The sequence below is a fragment of the Enterobacter sp. 04-C-12-SI-ECC genome (assembly GCF_047530715.1).
GTDB lineage: Bacteria > Pseudomonadota > Gammaproteobacteria > Enterobacterales > Enterobacteriaceae > Enterobacter > Enterobacter bugandensis.
Genome location: NZ_JBLKDI010000001.1, coordinates 495,465 through 512,275 on the forward strand (window position 1 = coordinate 495,465; position 16,811 = coordinate 512,275).

Genomic DNA, 16,811 nt, shown 5'->3' on the forward strand with positions numbered 1-16,811 from the left:
TTCGATCCTTTCTCCCGCCAGGCTTCATGCCTGACATAACTGCCACTATACTTGTCGGAGTTAACTCCGACAACTTCTTTCTGAGTTAAAAATCGTTATAATGCTCCGAACACTAATTCGGAGTTAACCATGGCGTTTTACAGTTCCGGTGTGGAATACGGCATTCACAGCCTGATGTGTATGGTGGATGCGAAGGGCAACGAGCGTGAGATGAGCGTCCGGGAGATGGCTGCCTTGCAGGGCGTGCCGTATGACTACCTCGGCAAAATCTTCACACGCCTGTCACGTGCCGGGCTGGTCATCAGTACGGAAGGCAAGGGCGGGGGCTTTAAGCTGGCGCGTCCGGCGGAGCTGATCAGCGTGCTGGATGTGGCGCATGCCATTGACGGCGAGAAAAACATGTTCGAATGTCGTGAAGTGCGCCAGCGGCTGGCCGTGTTTGATGAAGCTCCGCCTGCCTGGGTCTGCGACGGCCCGTGCGGAGTACGTTCAGTCATGGATAGCGCGCAGCAGCGGATGGAAGAAGAGCTCGCGCGTCATACTATTCTCGACCTGGCGCGTAAAATGTACCGAAAAGCGCCGGACACCTTCCAGATTGAGGTTCAGGAGTGGATTTCAGTTCGTCGTTCGTCGTAGCAATGAGCCGGGTAAGGCGTAGCCACTACCCGGCAAAAGGTGTTTACGAGCGTAAGTCGATCACCATACGGCCACGGATCTGGCCCTGTTCCATCTCTTTAAAGATGGCGTTGATGTCCTCGATAGGACGCATCGTCACTTTCGGCACCACTTTGCCCTCGGCCGCAAACTGGAAGGCTTCCTGCAGATCCTGACGGGTGCCAACCAGCGAACCCACCACCTGTATACCGTCCAGCACCAGACGCGGAATGTCCAGGCTCATCGCTTCCGGCGGCAGGCCAACGGCGACCACGCGGCCACCGGCACGCACGGCATCTACCGCCGAGTTGAAGGCCGCTTTTGCGACGGCGGTGACGACTGCAGCATGCGCGCCGCCGGTTTTTTCCTGCACAATCTTAGCGGAATCTTCGCTGCGGGAGTTGATGGTTAAATCTGCACCCATGCTCGCGGCCAGCTTCAGCTGTTCATCGTTAACGTCCAGGGCGATGACTTTGGCGTTAAAGACGTTTTTGGCGTACTGCAGCGCAAGGTTGCCCAGCCCGCCCAGACCGTAAATCGCAATCCACTGGCCCGGCTTAATACCCGACACCTTCACCGCTTTGTAGGTGGTCACGCCAGCGCAGGTAATGCTGCTGGCCGCCGCCGAATCCAGACCGTCCGGCACTTTTACCGCGTAATCCGCGGTGACGATGCACTCTTCCGCCATGCCGCCGTCAACGGAGTAACCGGCGTTTTTCACGTCACGGCACAGGGTTTCGTTGCCGGAATTACAGTATTCGCAGTGTCCGCAGCCTTCAAAGAACCAGGCCACGCTTGCGCGGTCGCCAACTTTCAGCGACGTCACGCCAGGGCCGACTTCTTTCACGATACCAATTCCTTCATGGCCCAGGATTACCCCGGTTTTATCGCCAAAATCACCGTTCTTCACGTGGAGGTCGGTATGGCATACACCACAGCACTCCATTTTCAGCAGGGCTTCTCCGTGCTTAAGCGAGCGTAAGGTTTTTTCAGTGACATTGACCTGATGATCCTGAGTAACAACAGCAGCCTTCATGTGTATCTCCTTGTTCATGATAAGAATCTGCATAGCAGGTGTAGTACCCCTTAAGGATTAATACATTAGCCTGGTAATGCAAGGCTGCGGCAACATAATGTCATCATTTGATTCGATTTCAGATTAAGAATACGGCGATCCTCTAATAATTAAGGGGGAAAATGCTGGCCCGGCGAGGCGCTCGCCGGGCGCAGACTTACAGCTGGGCTTCTATCTCCTCTATCTCTTTACGCCATTGCGCCTGCAGCTGCGGCTTTTGATGCTTCGGCTTCCGCGCCAGATCGTCTTCAAGCAGCGTTTCCAGCGCGATCAGCCGCTCCAGCAGATCGTCGTACGGCGAGGGTTGAACCTCGCCAGCAGTGACGACGGGCGCGGCGGATGTCCCGAGCCCCACGCTTTCGCGCAGCCGCTCAAACACGGCTTCAGCATCGTGCCACTCGCTCAGCCAGCCGTCCTCAATCAGCCAGAAGCGGTTACAGCTTTGGCTAATTAACTGGCGATCGTGGCTGACCAGCAGCACGCCGCCTTCGAACTGTTGCAGCGTTTCCGCCAGTACCTCTTTGCCTTCCATGTCGAGATGGTTGGTGGGCTCATCCAGCATCAGCAGGCTATATCGGGCAAGCGTCAGCCCGACGAACAGCAGGCGAGAGCGCTCGCCGCCGCTGAGCGTGCTGACTTTTTGCCCGTGTCTCGCCCACGGGAACCCGGCGCTAATGAGCGCCATCTTCCTGTTTTGCGGGTCGGGAGCGAAAGGTTCCAGCGCGTCGAGCAGCGTGGCGTCATCCGGCAGCTGATGCAGCGTCTGGTCGTAGTAGCCCGGCGAGACGCGCGGATGAATTTTCAGTCCGCTGTCCGTCGGTTCATCCACAAAATTTCGCCAGATAAGCTTCATCAGCGACGATTTACCGCAGCCGTTACGACCGACAATTGCCACGCGATCGCCGCTTTTCAGCCGCGCCGTTTCGATGTTAAACAGCGGCGGTAGCCCGGGCGCAGGCGGGACGCTGAGGTTTTCCATCTCCAGCAGACGGTCCGCCCGCAGCGCGTCGCCGCGCAGGGTTAGCGTCCATGGACTGCCCGCCGTGAGCGCGGTCTGGCTCTCTTTGAGTCGTTCGACCTGTTTTTCCATCTGCTTGGCTTTGCGGGCCAGGTCTTCGTTGTCGTAAACCTTACCCCAGGTCGCCAGACGTTTGGCGCTGGCGGTCACGCGGTCGATCTCCTTTTGCTCCGCCTTGTGGCGCTGCGCATCGCTTTCGTCTTTTGCTGCAAGCGCTTTACGGGCGGCCGTACAGGGAAGGGCAAAGTAGTGCAGCGTCTTATCACGCAGGATCCAGCTGCCGTTTGTGACGGCATCCAGCAGTTGTCTGTCGTGCGAAACCAGCACGAAGCTGCCTGACCAGTTCTGTAAAAAGTGTTCCAGCCAGAGCATGGTCGGCAGATCCAGGTGGTTGCTGGGTTCATCCAGCAGGAGCAGATCCGGCTCGTGAATCAACGCCCGCGCCAGCAGCAGGCGGGTGTGCTGTCCGCCGCTCAGGGTGGCGGATTGCAGCATCATATCCTGCGGCGTGAAGCCCATGCTCGCCAGCAGCGTTTCAGCTTTCCAGCGCAGGCTGTCGTGCTCAGCTAAAGGCAGTTGCGCGAGTACGGCATCCAGCATGGTCAGCGGGAAAATGGCGTCCGGGAGATGTTGCTCCACGCGTGCCATCAGGCAGTGCCCGGCCAGCGCTACCGTTCCGGCGGCTGGGATATCTGTTCCGTCCAGCACCTTTAAAAGCGTACTTTTGCCGCAGCCGTTGTCGCCCAGCAGGCCGATGCGGTCGCCTTTTTTCAGCGTAAAGGAGAGTGAGTCGAAGAGCGTGCCAAACGCCGTATCAACGCGTAAAGATTGTGCAGTGAGTAAAGTGCTCATTGTTGCTTACCCAAGAGTTACAGGCATGTTTATGCCTCGTCAAACATCGCTGACGATAACTCAGTAAGCCCGAGAGAAGGGATTTCAGGGGTTGGTGTCTTCGCTCAAGCAGAAGTTATCGCAGCACGATACCGATAACGCTTGAGCTGGTGCGATCACCAAATGTATGTGAAACATTGAAAATTTCACGATACAGCATAATTAGCCTCCTTATATGTTATGAGTTTGTAGGTGACTATCACTATACAACGTTTTCCTGCATATACCAAACAGAGGGGCAGCAGTGCTGCCCAGAATTATTTTTTCCGTATAAGAACATACAGGGCTAGTGTGAGAACTGACGCACTGAATGCGGAAACACCTAAAAAAAGGTACAGAACGAAATCCATGATCAATTCGTCGCCATATATTTTAAAATGCTCCGCAATAGTGTACTGCGCTTCCGGTGGAATAACTTTATATAGTGTGAGTAACGATAGAAACACTGCCGTACACCATAGCAGTGCCAGTAGTATCACCTTCATTAATAAACCTGCACAACGCCATGAGCAATCATATAGTTTCCCAGTTGCTGCCCTCCCGTTCGTAGCAAGGCTGATGTCAGAACCTTAAAATCGCTCTGACTGTAAAGCGTGATACATCCCTTACTTAATCCAGATGGTCCGATAGGGTGCAATCTGAATTCTCCTCGCCTTATACCGTTCACAAAAGTCTCATCATTTATCAATCCGTCATCGCGATATAAAGCAAACCACTCGCTCCGATTGGACCCCGTGAAAAATGCATTTACACTGTCCTTTGTTTGAGTATACCAACCGCCTAATCCACGTAATAGTATGTAATATCGGCCCGGAGGGAGAGGACCTATGTCGGGTAGAGACGCGCTTTCGGGACGATTTGTTGCATTGCCATTCCCCGAAAATGCTGGGAAAAAACCCACTCCGGGCACAGACAGTGTTGCGTACTTACCGCCGTTGAGGTGGAAATAGCATTGCAGGAGATTCATGAACGGTCATTCCATGAGTCTGCAAAGATGATATTACCGTCGCAATGTTGCCACGTGATTTTCTCATAACGCAGGGAAACATTTTCTAGATGATTATGTTTTTCCATTGCCGAGTTTTTTACGTCATGCATCAAGGGGCATATTGAGACAACTTTAACGTTCTCCAGGTACATGTTGAAGTATTCGACTTCCTGACCCGCGTCGTCGATCTTGTACCACTTAAACTCGGCACTTTTCAGCGTTTGGCCTTTTGCCACGGCCTTGTATAAGTGAGGGCTAGAACTGTCAAACTCCTTTTCAAATACCAGCGCACTATGAACGCGCGTACCCGTTATTTTTCCTGTCATGTTATCTGTTGGCAGATACAGTCCATGACCGAACCCTAATATCTCGATACTTCCCTCGCGATCTTGTACATCAACAGCGCCTTTGATATCTGCGCCGCCGTCATCTTTAAGCCAAAGGTAAGCCGGAATTGCCATTTCAAAACTCCTTTTTCAATTAATGAATTTAGTGATGCGGAACGTTACTAAACCTTTAAAAGAAACTGTTTATTAGGCAAAAAATGTCATGCAAAATATTTATATTTCAATGAGATATGAATTGTTGTCGGAATATTGATTTTTTAAATAAAGGGAGGAGGGTGTTCACGTTCCCTCTCCCTTTTGAGGAGAGGGAAGGGTCGGAGCTAATTAAATCGAGGTACGGCGATAGCTGCGGTATTCAGGCATCCAGAAGTTATCATCAATAGCCTGCTGCAGTGCGTCGGCAGAGGTTTTCACCGCCACGCCCTGCTGCTGCGCCATTTTACCCACCGCAAACGCGATAGCGCGCGACACCTTGTGAATGTCCTTCAGTTCCGGCAGGACCAGCCCTTCGCCGTTGTTGACCAGCGGCGAATAGCCCGCAAGGGTTTCGCTCGCTGACATCAGCATCTCATCGGTAATGCGGGACGCGCCGGAGGCGATCACGCCCAGACCAATGCCCGGGAAAATATAGGAGTTGTTGCACTGGGCGATCGGATAGGTTTTATCCTTCCATACCACCGGATCGAACGGGCTGCCGGTGGCAACCAGCGCGTTACCTTCGGTCCAGGCGATGATGTCCTGCGGCGTCGCTTCCACGCGGGAAGTCGGGTTAGACAGCGGCATCACGATAGGGCGCTCGCAGTGCTTGTGCATCTCGCGAATAATCTCTTCGGTGAAGAGACCGGTTTGCCCGGAAACGCCGATCAGAATATCTGGCTTCACGTTGCGCACCACGTCCAGCAGGGAGAGCACTTCGTTGTCGGTGTCCCAGTTCTTCAGGTTCTCGCGCTTCTGCACCAGCTTGGTCTGGAACGGCAGCAGGTTCGGCATACCGTCGGTCAGCAGGCCGAAACGGTCCACCATAAAGACGCGGGAGCGGGCCAGCTCTTCGCTTAAGCCTTCGCGCTGCGTCTGGGCAATAATCTGCTCGGCGATGCCGCAGCCCGCAGAGCCTGCGCCCAGGAAGACGATTTTCTGGTAGCTCAGCTGGCTACCGGCCGCGCGGCTGGCGGCGATAAGCGTGCCCACGGTCACCGCTGCGGTGCCCTGGATGTCGTCGTTAAAGGAGCAGATCTCATCGCGATAGCGGTTCAGCAGCGGCATCGCGTTTTTCTGCGCAAAGTCTTCAAACTGCAGCAGAACGTCCGGCCAGCGGTGCTTCACGGCCTGAATGAAATCGTCGACAAACTGATAGTACTCGTCGTCGGTAATGCGCGGATGACGCCAGCCCATGTACAGCGGATCGTTCAACAGTTGCTGGTTGTTGGTGCCGACATCCAGTACCACCGGCAGGGTGTACGCCGGGCTGATGCCGCCGCAGGCGGTGTAGAGAGAGAGTTTACCGATTGGGATCCCCATCCCGCCAATGCCCTGGTCGCCGAGGCCGAGAATACGTTCCCCGTCCGTCACCACAATCACTTTAATATTGTGGTTCGGCACGTTCTGCAGAATGTCGTCCATGTTGTGACGATTCTGATAAGAGATAAAGACGCCGCGTGAGCGACGGTAGATCTCAGAGAAGCGTTCGCACGCCGCACCCACCGTTGGGGTGTAGATCACCGGCATCATCTCTTCGAGATGGTTTTGCACCAGGCGATAGAAGAGGGTTTCGTTGGTGTCCTGGATGTTGCGCAGGTAGATGTGTTTGTCGATCTCGGTTTTGAAGCCCTGATACTGGATCCACGCGCGCTCTGCCTGCTCTTCAATGGTTTCAACCACTTCCGGCAGCAGGCCAAGTAGGTTAAAGCTGCTGCGCTCTTCCATGCTGAAGGCGCTGCCTTTGTTGAGCAGGGGGAATTCGAGTAAAACCGGGCCGGCATAAGGGATATATAAGGAACGATGTTTTTTCAGTTTGTTGTCCATGTCACTCACTCTTTTTTTGAAGATCCGTCCCTGACACTGCTGTTTGTCATCTTTCTGGCCTGTGCGATGGGGTGCGGTCCGGCGGTATTATAAAGGAGCTAAATATGAATTACCGCAACACATAAACAAAAACACCATCGGTTTTGCCGATGGTGTTCTGGATCTCAGTCTGGAACTTACTTGCCCGCGTGGCGTTTTCTGCCGGTGGCGTGAGTGACTTGCGTTTCGTGGTCGCCTTCAATCACCACTTTGCGCTGATTTGAAAGCTTGTAGTTCAGTCCCAGAATGTGGCGTGCCTGACGGTTCGATTTCATGTTAACTCCTCAATCCTGTTGATAGTTTTAAGGACCAGTTTGCTTTCGCAAACGAAATGTAACCCCTTAGGTTGCAGATCCAGCTTAGCAGGTTTTTACAAAGGTGCGTTTTGCCCGCTGACGACGTAGTTAATGGTCTGCTGGTAGATGTCACTGAGGATGTCATTATCCGTGGATTCCACCCACTTGGTCAGTTCCATTAAAATGTCATCTTCAGTCACAGCACCGTGCTCGGCGTGAAGACCCTGCGCAATCGCGTTAACGAGTTCAGGTTGTGCTGCTGTGGTATTAGCCGGGTAATAAGTAAACATGCTGCCTCCGTGTCGTTGTCTGTTTAATGGTACGGCTCGCAAAAAATTTAATTCATAAACAGAATGGCAAATATTTCCCCGGTTGTGTCTCAGATTCATCTTAGAAATAAAAATGACATAAGTGCATGCTTTTATGCGCTTTTAAAACGGAGGGATATATTGGCGTGAGGCAGTGCGGATATTATGGCGGTGCTCCTGCTATCGCGGGAATATAGCAGGAGCCGTTTTTAAATTACCACTTCATTTCGCCAGTATTCACTTTGGCGCTTAATTCCAGAGAGCTCTCTTCTGCCAGACCCGGATACTGTTTTTTCAGTGCACCGATAACGTCCGCAGAGTTTTTATGTGCTGACAACGCCTGTTCAAAATGCTGCAGATAGCCACGGGTAAAATCAATAGCCCCGGTTCCGGACGGTGGCGTGCCCAGGTAGTGGCCCGGTATCACGCGTTCCGGCCTGTGCGCGGCCATGTTGTCGAGGGTCTGCTGCCACTGCTGACGGCGAGCCGGCGTCTGGGTATCAGCCGTCCAGACGTGAATCCCCCAGGAGACCCCGGTGCCGCCGAGGATGGTTTTCACGGACGGGATCCACACGTAGGCCGCATAGCTGTCCGGCTGCTCGATATCGACCTTTTCCCCGTCAATCATAAAGGTGGTGGAGGCGAGCACCTGCGGCACCACCAGTTCCGTTGGCGCGCCGTCTTTCATCTGCGGGCCCCAGAAGGCGAGCTTGGCGTCTTTGGTGGCCTTAATATGGTCAACCACCTGCTGCGTGGCCACCACTTTGGCATTCGGGAAGGCTTTCACCAGCGGCTGCAGGCCAAAATAGAAATCCGGATCGCCGGAGGTGATCACAATCTTATTCAGCGTTTTACCGCTGCGGCGAATTTTCTCTACCAGCGCTTCGCCATCCTTCACGCTGAACTGCGCGTCAAACAGCACCGCCTCTTTCGGACCGGAAACGAGCGTGGAGGAGACCGCGAAAATGCCTTTTTCCTGCGGGTTATAGGTATCAATCGTCAACGGCGCAGCAAAAACGGCCGGAGCGAAAAGGGTGGAAAGCAGGGCAATATGGGGGAGTTTCATGCTGTTGTCTCTGTTGTTCAGGAATGTCTCTATTGTACGGATATTCTCATTTGCCAGAATTCCTGAAACAAGACATGCTTAGTTTCATAAATCGAGCAGATGGAGCTTATATGGATCGCGTTATTGCCGCTCAGGTCTATAACCGGATATGCGAGCTGGGAAGCCTGAGCGCGGCGGCCCGCGCGCTGGGTATTTCCCGGCCGATGGTGAGCCGTTACCTTGAACAAATGGAGAAGTGGGCGGGGACGCGGCTGGTAAACCGCTCCACGCGCAAGCTGACGCTGACGGCGGCAGGGGAAAAGGTGCTGCAAAAAACGCGGACGCTCTCGCAGATCTCGCAGGAAATCGAAGGTCAGTCGGAAAAAGATCTGCCGTCCGGCACGCTGCGGGTAGCCTGCGCGCACTTTACCGCCATGCACCTGATTGCGCCGGTCCTGCCCGGCCTGCTCTCGCGCTACCCGCAGCTGCGCATTGAGCTGGACGTGAACAACCATCCGGTCAGCCTGGTGGGAGAGCGCATTGACGTCGCCGTGCGCATTACCGATAACCCGGAGCCCGGCATGATCGCCCGCCGGCTGGGGGAATGTCGATCGGTGCTCTGCGCCTCGCCGGCGTATCTGGCACAGCACGGCACGCCCGTCAGCCCCGAAGAACTGGCGCAGCATAACTGCCTGCACTACAGCTTTTTCGCGGGGCAGTCCTGGCACTTCCTGACCCCGGAAGGCGAAAGCCTGAGCGTGGCCGTCAGCGGCAACCTGAGCGCCAGTATCTCTTCACTGCTCATGAACGCGGCGATCGAGCACTGCGGCATCGCCATGCTGCCGGAGCGCGAAGCGCGCGCCGCGCTGGAGCAGGGATTACTGGTGCCGGTACTGGCGTCGCTGGAGCCGAAATCGCTTGCCATCCACGGCATTTATCAGTCACGGGAATACCAGCCTGCCGCGCTGCGCGTGTTTCTTGACGAACTGTCCCGCCACCTTGCCTGAGGGGCGATTATTTTGCCTTTAGCCAGGGAGAGGCCGTGCTCCAGAAAATAATATCGGCCCCGAGATAATTTTCGCCGAAGCGGACAAACTCGGCTTTGGTGAACGGTTTTCCGGTCTGAGGATCCTTATAGGTCAGAGTCGGCTCCTGAACCGCCATGGCGATGAGCGGCAGCGCCTGTTTATTTTTATGGAAGAAGGGATAGGCATTCTTCATGTGCGCCTTGCGGTTGGGCACAATGTCCGGCCCGCCCAGGCCGACATTGTTGGCGCTGGCATAGGCAAAAAGACGTCCCATATAGTTGTGGTCATTATCCCACTCGCACGGCCAGAAGTTAACGTACTGCACCACATGTGATTTCTGAAAAACCTTGCGCGCAAAGGCCAGATTTTCCATCTCACCCGCGAAATAGCTGTCGCAGGTGAAGCCCGCTGGCGGATTTTTCTCGTCAATATCAATCGCGGTTTCAGGCAGGTTTACGCCATATACCTTGCCATCAAAGCGTTTTGCGAGCGCTGCCAGCAGTGCCTGGTAGCGCTGGCGCACCGTAGGGTCCCACTGACGCGCTACCCATCCCGCGCCGACAGGCTTGCCCTCGCCGGGGTTATCAAACTGCGGCGCAATCCCGCCGCTGTATTGCTTATCGTGCATCAGATAGTCCGGGACGTAGCGGGCGTCCGTCTCAAAGAAACGATCCTGGATCTGAATAAAGAGTTTTTTTCGGGCGGCCTTAAGACGCGCCAGATCCTGCTCAATCCGCGAGAAGTCATAGCGGTCCTTCTCGGGTTCAAGCTGGCGCCAGTTGTACACGATCTGCACGCCGCCGATGTCGCCACGCGCAACCAGCGGGAGCGCCGCGTCGAGGTCGCCTGAGCTGGTATAGATAAAGTTTTCCGGCGTTTTGGCCAGTGAAGAAAGAGAGAGAGCCAGCGTGACTACCGCGACGGCCATCCTGATTTTTAGCGTCATATCATTATCCTTGTTGTCGGTACAGCAGGTGAAAGACACGGAATCGTCTGTGTTCCAGGGCGTGTCAGATGCGTAGTCTATACTTAACCCTTTGTAAGCCAAAAGGAGAGCAAGAATGACGATTCATAAGCACGGTTCGGCACACTGGTCTGGCGACATTAAGCGCGGGAAAGGAACGGTTTCCACCGAGAGCGGCGTTCTCAACCAACAGCCTTACGGCTTTAACACCCGCTTTGAGGGTGAAAAGGGGACCAACCCGGAAGAGCTGATCGGCGCGGCACATGCGGCTTGTTTTTCCATGGCCCTGTCGCTGATGCTGGGTGAAGCGGGCTATACCGCTGATTCGATTGATACGACCGCGGACGTCTCTCTGGATAAAACCGACGGCGGCTTTGCCATCACTAAGGTTGCGCTGCAAAGTAAGGTCACCGTACCGGGCATTGCGCCACAGCAGTTTGACGGCATTATTCAGAAAGCCAAAGCGGGCTGTCCGGTGTCGCAGTTGCTCAAGGCCGAAATTACCCTGGACTATAAGCTTAACTAAATCACAGCCGGGTTTGTGCCCGGCTATCCCTTCAGCGCGGCGGGGAACACCTCCGCCAGCCAGGCGATAAACACCTTCAGTCTGTGCGTTAAATGCCGGTTCTGCGGGTAGACCACGTGAAACGGGTACGCGGCAGGCTGCCAGTCACCCAGAATCGCCACCAGCGCTCCCGTCTGCAAATAGGTCTTTGCTGAATACTCAAAGGTTTGAACGATCCCCAGACCCGCCGCGGCAGCCGCCAGATGAGCGTTACTTTCATTGACGCCGAGATAGTGCGGAATAGTGATTTCCAGCGCCTCGCCGTTCTGCCGGAAGCGAAACGGAAACGGCCGCCCGGTGACAGGAGAGAGATAGCTAACAAGCTTGTGGCCGTTGCGCAGCTCCTGCGGATAGGCCGGAACGCCGTGGTTTTTAAGGTAACCCGGCGTCGCGCAGGTGACCATCTGAGCGTCACCGAGATGACGTGCGATAAGCGTTGAATCGTTCAGCGGGCCGCCGCGGATCACGCAGTCTACGTTACCGCTGATAAGATCGACCGGACGATCGGCCACGCCAAGATCGATACGGATATCCGGGTAGCGCTGCATAAAATCCGGCAGCAGGAGGATGAGCACGTCCCGTGCGGTGGAACCGCCCACGTCAACCCGCAAATGTCCCTTGGGCGTCGCGCCGGAAACGCGAAACGAGGTGTCGATATCTTCGATATCAATCAGCACCCGGCGCGCTTTTTCATAGTATTCCAGCCCTTCAGGCGTCGTGACCACCCGACGAGTCGTCCGGTGAAGGAGACGTATCGCCAGGTGCGCCTCAAGGGATTTAACCAGTTTGCTCAGCGTGGCGATCGGCATATTCAGCGAGTCCGCCGCGCGGGTAAAACTGCCGGATTCCACCACCCGCGTGAAGGCGCGCATCGCCATTAGCTGATCCATGATGACCTCTGATTATTTCCATAGGTGAATAGTCATTTTCATTTTTGCCCATTTTTCATAAATGTCGCAAGGGATAAAGTCTGTCCAACGCAAACACAAAAAGGTAAATGACATGAATACGACTCTCTCAGGAAAAATTGCACTGGTCACCGGCGGCAGCACCGGGATCGGTCTTGCCACGGCGCAGGAGCTGGCGGCACAGGGCGCGAAGGTGTACATCACCGGGCGTCGTCAGGCCGAACTTGACGCCGCGGTAGAAGAGATTGCTTCTGACGCAGTGGGCATTCGCGCGGACGTCTCTAAGCTTGCCGATCTGGATGCGGTTTATGCCCGGATAGCAAAAGAAGAAGGCCGTCTCGATATTCTGTTCGCCAATGCGGGTGGCGGCGATATGCTGCCTCTGGGCGCGATCACCGAAGAACAGTTTGACCGGATTTTTGGCACCAACGTTCGCGGGGTGCTGTTCACGGTGCAGAAGGCGCTGCCTCTGTTATCAACCGGCTCGTCGATCATTCTGACCGGCTCGACGGTGTCGATTAAGGGTACGGCTAACTTCAGCGTCTACAGCGCCAGTAAGGCCGCGGTGCGTAACTTTGCCCGCTCCTGGGCGCTGGATTTGCAGGGCCGTGGGATCCGCGTCAATGTCGTAAGCCCGGGCCCGATCAAAACGCCTGGTTTAGGGGACCTGGTGCCGGAAGAACACCGCCAGGGGCTGTACGACGCGCTGGCCGCGCAGGTGCCGCTCGGACGTTTAGGTGCGCCGGGCGAGGTGGGTAAAGCGGTGGCGTTTCTGGCCTCCGACGCGGCCAGCTTTATTAACGCCACCGAGCTGTTTGTGGACGGCGGGATGGCGCAAATTTAACCCAGGCTGCGCCAGCAGCGAACGTGACGGCCCTCGCGAGAGGGCTGTAGCGGCTGAGGACGTTCGCACCCCTGCGCGGCCATCGGGCAGCGGTCGCGGAAAAAACAACCTTCGGGCAGGTGACGGTTGCCGGGAAGCTCCGTTTTGCGTAACGCCAGCGTTTCATCCAGCGGCTCTCCGGTGCGGGGAACCGAATCGAGCAGCAGGCGGGTATAGGGGTGGCGCGGCTCGCCAAGTACCTGCGCGGCGCTGCCCAGCTCGACAATCTGTCCGAGATACATCACCGCCACGCGGTCGCTCATGTGTCTGACCACCGAGACGTTATGCGAGATCAGTACGTATGTCAGATTACGCTGCTGCTGTAGCGTCACCAGCAGGTTGAGGATTTGCGCCTGCACGGAGATATCCAGCGCGCTGGTGGGTTCATCGAGCACGATGATATCCGGGTCGGACGAAAGTGCCCGGGCGATGGCAATGCGCTGGCGCTGCCCGCCGGAGAAGGCGTGTGGAAGGCGGTCGAGATATTCCGGGCGAATGCCTACCTGCAGCGCCAGATCCGCCGCCAGCTGGCGGCGTTCGCGCTCGCTGCTGCGTTTTTGCACCCACACCGGCTCGGTAATGATGCGCCAGACCGGCAATCGCGGGTCGAGCGAGGAGAGCGGATCCTGAAACACCATCTGCATGCCGCCGGCGTGGTGGGCATGCTGGCATGCGCCGGTGCTGGGTTTAAGCATCCCCATCAACAGCTGCGCCAGCGTGCTTTTCCCACAGCCGGATTCCCCGACAACGCCCAGCGTTTCGCCCCGACGGATCTGGAGATCCAGCCCGTTGAGCGCATGGACCCGTTCCGTCACGCGGCCCAGCCAGTTTTTGCGCGCCGCAAAGTTCACGTGCACGCTATCCAGTTCCAGCAGTACATCAGACATGGTGTTTCTCCCGTTGTGGATACCAGCAGGCAGCCTGTTGGCCCTCTGCGCCATGGGGCTGCAGGCGCGGCGTTTCGCTGCATTTTGCCCCCGCGGCAAAGCAGCGCTCGCGGAAAGCGCACCCCTGCGGAAGCTGGCTCAGGTTGGGCACCGTTCCGGGAATGGCGGGCAGCAGGTCGCGCGGCTGGCCGTTTTCCGGCGCGCACCGCAGCAGGCCGATAGAATAGGGATGCACAGGGCGGTGGATCAGCGTTTGCGTGGCGCCGCTCTCTATCACGCTGCCCGCATACATTACGTACATTCTGTCGCAGAGCTGGGATACCACGGCCATATCATGGCTGATAAACAGCACCGAGGTGCCGCTGGCCTTCGCCTTATGCTTCAGTAAACGCAGCACCTGGAGCTGGACGGTAACGTCCAGCGCGGTGGTTGGCTCGTCGGCGATGATCAACTCCGGCTCGCAGGAGAAGGCAAGGGCGATCATCACCCGCTGGCGCATGCCGCCGGAGAGTTCAAACGGATAACGCGCCATGACCTCCTTCGCGTCCGGAATTTGCATCTCTTCCAGCAGGGCGATCGCCTTCTGCTGTGCCTCGCGCCGGGAAAGCGGCTGATGCTGGCGGATCACCTCCACCATCTGTTTACCAATCCGCCGCGTCGGGTTGAGGGCGGTCATGGGCTCCTGAAAAATCATCGCCACTTTAGCGCCGCGCCACTGGCGAAGCTGTTTCTCGGACGCCGTCAGGACGTTTTCACCGAGTAATCTCACCTGACCGTGATGAATACGGTAGCTGCCCTCCGGCAGCAGGCGCATGGCGAGCATGGCGGTAACGGATTTGCCCGACCCTGATTCGCCCACCACGCCGACAATTTCGCCCCTGCCGATCTCCAGCGAAACGTGGTTCAGGGCGTGGACCTCCCCGCGAAAAACCGGGAAGCTCAGATGCAGGTCTTCAATATTGAGTACCGGTTCGGTCATTACTGTTTGCCTCCTGACTTCGGATCCAGCAGATCGCGGATACCGTCGCCAAACAGATTAAAGCCCACGGCGGTAATCAAAATCGCCGCACCGGGAAAGGCGCAGTACCACCACTGGTCCAGGACGTAGTTACGGCCCACGGCCACCATCGCGCCCCATTCGGCGGTAGGCTGCTGCGCGCCCAGACCAATAAACCCCAGCGTGGCGGCCATCAGAATGGCGCTGCCGATATCCAGCGACGCCTGCACGATCAGCGGCGGCAGGGCGTTGCGCAGGATATGCCAGCGGATCAAATGCCAGCGGGACGCGCCAAAAGTGCGGGCGGCCTGCACGTAGGTGAACTGACGCACCACCAGGGTTTGCCCGCGCGCCAGCCGCACGTAGAACGGTATGCGGACAATCGCAATCGCCAGCATGGCGTTAAACAGGCTCGGACCGAGCGCGGCGGCCAGCGCCATGGTCAGCACCAGAGAAGGAATGGAGAGCATAATGTCCATCACCCGCATGATGACGGCGTCGCCGCGCCCGCCCAGTACGCCGGACAAACAGCCCAGTAGCGAGCCAATGCCGCCCGCAATCACCACCACCGCCAGCCCGGCGGTAATCGACTGCTGGCTGCCCGTCAGCACGCGGCTGAACAGGTCGCGTCCCACCTCATCGGTACCAAACCAGTGTTGCGCAGAAGGTGCCTGCAGGCGGGCGGTGAGATCCAGCGCGTTCGGGTCATGCGGCACTATCCACGGCGAGGTCACCATCAGCAAAAGCATCGCGACCATAATGACGCCGCCGACAATCGTGAGCGGGCTTTGGCGCAGCATCCAGAACAGCTTTGCCCAGTTGATGCGTTGTCTGGCGGTTTTCACCGGGACGGGTGTTTCCTGCGTTAACATCATTCGGCACCTCCGCGCCCGATTCGCGGGTCAATCCACAGGTAAAGCAGATCGACCACCAGATTAACCAGCACGTAGGCCAGCGAAACGACGACGGCAAAGCCCATCACCGCCGGGAAGTCCAGCGCCTGAATGGACGTCACCACCCAGGCGCCCATACCCGGCCAGGCAAAGACGGTTTCGGTCAGGACGGCGCCGTAAAGCAGGTCGCCCAGCGCCAGTCCGAGCACGGTAATGGACGGGATCATCGCATTCGGCAGGGCGTAGCGCAGGACGATGTACCAGCCGGGCAGCCCGCTGGCGCGTGCGGTGCGGATGTAGTCCTCGCTAAGCTGCTCCAGCATCGCCGAGCGCACCTGGCGCGCCACGATGCCCAGGTGAACAAACGCCAGCGTCAGCGAGGGTAAAATCAGGTGCTGCAGCGCGTTGAAAAAGACTTCACCGTTGCCTTCCAGCAGGGCGTCCAGCAGATAAAACCCGGTGACGTGCGTCGGCGGATCGAGCCAGTCGTCCAGCCTGCCGCCGCCCGGCAGAATCTGCAGATGCCCGTAAAACAGGACAATCACGCCCAGCCCAAGCCAGAATGCAGGCGTGGAAATCCCGGTCATCGCCATTAAACGCACCAGGTGATCCAGCCAGCGGTTGCGGTACACTGCCGACAAAATCCCCAGCGGCACGCCGATAACCAGCGCCAGCAGCAAAGAACAAAAGGCCAGTTCCAGCGTGGCGGGGAAAAAGGCCTTCAGGTCTTGCGCAACCGGGCGTCCGGTACGGATGGAGGTGCCTAAATCACCGTGGGCCAGGGCGTCCACGTAGCGGCCAAACTGCACATACAGCGGCCGATCCAGCCCCAGCTGCTGGCGAATGTTCTGCACGATTTCGTCGCTGGCGCGATCGCCCGCCAGCAAACGCGCCGGGTCGCCGGGGATCATGTGTGAAATAATAAAGGTAATAATACAGACACCGGCCACCACCAGGAGTAACCCCCAGCAGCGCTGGCGCACGATGCTCCAGAACGTCATAC

General features: G+C 56.9%; 18 protein-coding genes. 4 read left to right on the plus strand and 14 right to left on the minus strand.

All coding sequences use genetic code 11. From position 1 onward, the window contains the following. The first annotated feature begins 129 nt into the window (after window positions 1–129). Complete coding sequence (locus ACMWL8_RS02430) at window positions 130–636, plus strand: RrF2 family transcriptional regulator (protein WP_028013240.1); 507 nt, start codon at window positions 130–132, stop codon at window positions 634–636. Between the two features lie 43 nt (window positions 637–679). Here the strand turns inward: ACMWL8_RS02430 and adhP are convergent, their stop codons facing one another. The 8 genes from adhP to ACMWL8_RS02470 all read right to left on the minus strand — a co-directional run bounded on the left by adhP (window position 680) and on the right by ACMWL8_RS02470 (window position 8,704). Continuing rightward, window positions 680–1,690 (minus strand): alcohol dehydrogenase AdhP, encoded by a 1,011-nt coding sequence (gene adhP / locus ACMWL8_RS02435; RefSeq protein WP_045260579.1) that lies wholly within the window; start codon window positions 1,688–1,690, stop codon window positions 680–682. A 196-nt stretch (window positions 1,691–1,886) separates the two neighbouring features. After that, window positions 1,887–3,599, minus strand: coding sequence for an ABC-F family ATP-binding cassette domain-containing protein (locus tag ACMWL8_RS02440; protein WP_045260578.1), 1,713 nt, complete (start codon window positions 3,597–3,599; stop codon window positions 1,887–1,889). A 523-nt stretch (window positions 3,600–4,122) separates the two neighbouring features. Further along, complete coding sequence (locus tag ACMWL8_RS02445; RefSeq protein ID WP_072049686.1) at window positions 4,123–4,605, minus strand: DUF2778 domain-containing protein; 483 nt, start codon at window positions 4,603–4,605, stop codon at window positions 4,123–4,125. Next, a complete protein-coding gene (locus tag ACMWL8_RS02450; RefSeq protein ID WP_045260576.1) occupies window positions 4,602–5,087 on the minus strand; it encodes an Hcp family type VI secretion system effector in 486 nt (161 codons plus the stop codon). Before ACMWL8_RS02450 ends, ACMWL8_RS02445 begins: the two co-directional genes overlap by 4 nt. A 210-nt stretch (window positions 5,088–5,297) precedes the next feature. Then, entirely contained in the window at window positions 5,298–6,995 is a 1,698-nt protein-coding gene (locus ACMWL8_RS02455; protein ID WP_028013235.1) for an NAD-dependent malic enzyme, read from the minus strand. Between the two features lie 176 nt (window positions 6,996–7,171). Then, entirely contained in the window at window positions 7,172–7,309 is a 138-nt protein-coding gene (gene sra / locus ACMWL8_RS02460; RefSeq protein WP_008501714.1) for a stationary-phase-induced ribosome-associated protein, read from the minus strand. A gap of 95 nt (window positions 7,310–7,404) precedes the next feature. Beyond that, window positions 7,405–7,620, minus strand: a complete 216-nt coding sequence (gene bdm / locus ACMWL8_RS02465) for a biofilm-dependent modulation protein (RefSeq protein ID WP_023335793.1) — start codon at window positions 7,618–7,620, stop codon at window positions 7,405–7,407. Window positions 7,621–7,852: 232 nt separating this feature from the next. Then, window positions 7,853–8,704: a Vmh family MBL fold metallo-hydrolase gene (locus tag ACMWL8_RS02470; RefSeq protein ID WP_045260575.1), complete on the minus strand. Its 852-nt coding sequence runs from the start codon at window positions 8,702–8,704 to the stop codon at window positions 7,853–7,855. Between the two features lie 110 nt (window positions 8,705–8,814). On the opposite strand from ACMWL8_RS02470, the gene ACMWL8_RS02475 reads away from it, so the two are divergent. Further along, entirely contained in the window at window positions 8,815–9,690 is an 876-nt protein-coding gene (locus ACMWL8_RS02475; RefSeq protein ID WP_045260574.1) for a LysR family transcriptional regulator, read from the plus strand. Between the two features lie 7 nt (window positions 9,691–9,697). Here the strand turns inward: ACMWL8_RS02475 and ACMWL8_RS02480 are convergent, their stop codons facing one another. Beyond that, window positions 9,698–10,657 carry a hypothetical protein gene (locus ACMWL8_RS02480; RefSeq protein ID WP_045260573.1) on the minus strand — a complete coding sequence of 320 codons (960 nt, stop codon included), beginning with the start codon at window positions 10,655–10,657 and terminating at the stop codon, window positions 9,698–9,700. A 115-nt stretch (window positions 10,658–10,772) separates the two neighbouring features. On the opposite strand from ACMWL8_RS02480, the gene ACMWL8_RS02485 reads away from it, so the two are divergent. Then, window positions 10,773–11,201: an OsmC family protein gene (locus tag ACMWL8_RS02485; RefSeq protein ID WP_028013230.1), complete on the plus strand. Its 429-nt coding sequence runs from the start codon at window positions 10,773–10,775 to the stop codon at window positions 11,199–11,201. A gap of 23 nt (window positions 11,202–11,224) precedes the next feature. Here the strand turns inward: ACMWL8_RS02485 and ACMWL8_RS02490 are convergent, their stop codons facing one another. Then, complete coding sequence (locus ACMWL8_RS02490; protein WP_045260572.1) at window positions 11,225–12,130, minus strand: LysR family transcriptional regulator; 906 nt, start codon at window positions 12,128–12,130, stop codon at window positions 11,225–11,227. Between the two features lie 112 nt (window positions 12,131–12,242). Here ACMWL8_RS02490 and ACMWL8_RS02495 point away from each other — a divergent pair, with 112 nt between their 5' ends. Next, on the plus strand, window positions 12,243–12,992 hold the full coding sequence (locus ACMWL8_RS02495; RefSeq protein ID WP_028013228.1) for an SDR family NAD(P)-dependent oxidoreductase: 750 nt from the start codon (window positions 12,243–12,245) through the stop codon (window positions 12,990–12,992). On the opposite strand, the gene ACMWL8_RS02500 is transcribed toward ACMWL8_RS02495, so the two are convergent. From ACMWL8_RS02500 to ACMWL8_RS02515, 4 genes are read right to left on the minus strand one after another with little or no spacing between them, the layout of a single operon-like run. Further along, window positions 12,989–13,918 (minus strand): ABC transporter ATP-binding protein, encoded by a 930-nt coding sequence (locus tag ACMWL8_RS02500; RefSeq protein ID WP_045260571.1) that lies wholly within the window; start codon window positions 13,916–13,918, stop codon window positions 12,989–12,991. The genes ACMWL8_RS02495 and ACMWL8_RS02500 overlap by 4 nt on opposite strands. Continuing rightward, window positions 13,911–14,897: an ABC transporter ATP-binding protein gene (locus ACMWL8_RS02505; RefSeq protein ID WP_045260570.1), complete on the minus strand. Its 987-nt coding sequence runs from the start codon at window positions 14,895–14,897 to the stop codon at window positions 13,911–13,913. The genes ACMWL8_RS02500 and ACMWL8_RS02505 overlap by 8 nt, the downstream gene beginning before the upstream one ends. After that, a complete protein-coding gene (gene ddpC / locus ACMWL8_RS02510; RefSeq protein WP_045260569.1) occupies window positions 14,897–15,790 on the minus strand; it encodes a D,D-dipeptide ABC transporter permease in 894 nt (297 codons plus the stop codon). The genes ACMWL8_RS02505 and ddpC overlap by 1 nt, the downstream gene beginning before the upstream one ends. After that, window positions 15,787–16,809, minus strand: coding sequence for an ABC transporter permease (locus ACMWL8_RS02515; protein ID WP_045260568.1), 1,023 nt, complete (start codon window positions 16,807–16,809; stop codon window positions 15,787–15,789). Before ACMWL8_RS02515 ends, ddpC begins: the two co-directional genes overlap by 4 nt. Between the last annotated feature and the right edge of the window lie 2 nt (window positions 16,810–16,811).

What these genes read in the sequence shown, in the direction of transcription:
- ACMWL8_RS02430 (WP_028013240.1), top strand. Translation starts at nt 130, where the DNA reads ATGGCGTTTTACAGTTCCGGTGTGGAATACGGCATTCACAGCCTGATG.
- adhP (WP_045260579.1), bottom strand. Translation starts at nt 1,690, where the DNA reads ATGAAGGCTGCTGTTGTTACTCAGGATCATCAGGTCAATGTCACTGAA.
- ACMWL8_RS02440 (WP_045260578.1), bottom strand. Translation starts at nt 3,599, where the DNA reads ATGAGCACTTTACTCACTGCACAATCTTTACGCGTTGATACGGCGTTT.
- ACMWL8_RS02445 (WP_072049686.1), bottom strand. Translation starts at nt 4,605, where the DNA reads ATGAATCTCCTGCAATGCTATTTCCACCTCAACGGCGGTAAGTACGCA.
- ACMWL8_RS02450 (WP_045260576.1), bottom strand. Translation starts at nt 5,087, where the DNA reads ATGGCAATTCCGGCTTACCTTTGGCTTAAAGATGACGGCGGCGCAGAT.
- ACMWL8_RS02455 (WP_028013235.1), bottom strand. Translation starts at nt 6,995, where the DNA reads ATGGACAACAAACTGAAAAAACATCGTTCCTTATATATCCCTTATGCC.
- sra (WP_008501714.1), bottom strand. Translation starts at nt 7,309, where the DNA reads ATGAAATCGAACCGTCAGGCACGCCACATTCTGGGACTGAACTACAAG.
- bdm (WP_023335793.1), bottom strand. Translation starts at nt 7,620, where the DNA reads ATGTTTACTTATTACCCGGCTAATACCACAGCAGCACAACCTGAACTC.
- ACMWL8_RS02470 (WP_045260575.1), bottom strand. Translation starts at nt 8,704, where the DNA reads ATGAAACTCCCCCATATTGCCCTGCTTTCCACCCTTTTCGCTCCGGCC.
- ACMWL8_RS02475 (WP_045260574.1), top strand. Translation starts at nt 8,815, where the DNA reads ATGGATCGCGTTATTGCCGCTCAGGTCTATAACCGGATATGCGAGCTG.
- ACMWL8_RS02480 (WP_045260573.1), bottom strand. Translation starts at nt 10,657, where the DNA reads ATGACGCTAAAAATCAGGATGGCCGTCGCGGTAGTCACGCTGGCTCTC.
- ACMWL8_RS02485 (WP_028013230.1), top strand. Translation starts at nt 10,773, where the DNA reads ATGACGATTCATAAGCACGGTTCGGCACACTGGTCTGGCGACATTAAG.
- ACMWL8_RS02490 (WP_045260572.1), bottom strand. Translation starts at nt 12,130, where the DNA reads ATGGATCAGCTAATGGCGATGCGCGCCTTCACGCGGGTGGTGGAATCC.
- ACMWL8_RS02495 (WP_028013228.1), top strand. Translation starts at nt 12,243, where the DNA reads ATGAATACGACTCTCTCAGGAAAAATTGCACTGGTCACCGGCGGCAGC.
- ACMWL8_RS02500 (WP_045260571.1), bottom strand. Translation starts at nt 13,918, where the DNA reads ATGTCTGATGTACTGCTGGAACTGGATAGCGTGCACGTGAACTTTGCG.
- ACMWL8_RS02505 (WP_045260570.1), bottom strand. Translation starts at nt 14,897, where the DNA reads ATGACCGAACCGGTACTCAATATTGAAGACCTGCATCTGAGCTTCCCG.
- ddpC (WP_045260569.1), bottom strand. Translation starts at nt 15,790, where the DNA reads ATGATGTTAACGCAGGAAACACCCGTCCCGGTGAAAACCGCCAGACAA.
- ACMWL8_RS02515 (WP_045260568.1), bottom strand. Translation starts at nt 16,809, where the DNA reads ATGACGTTCTGGAGCATCGTGCGCCAGCGCTGCTGGGGGTTACTCCTG.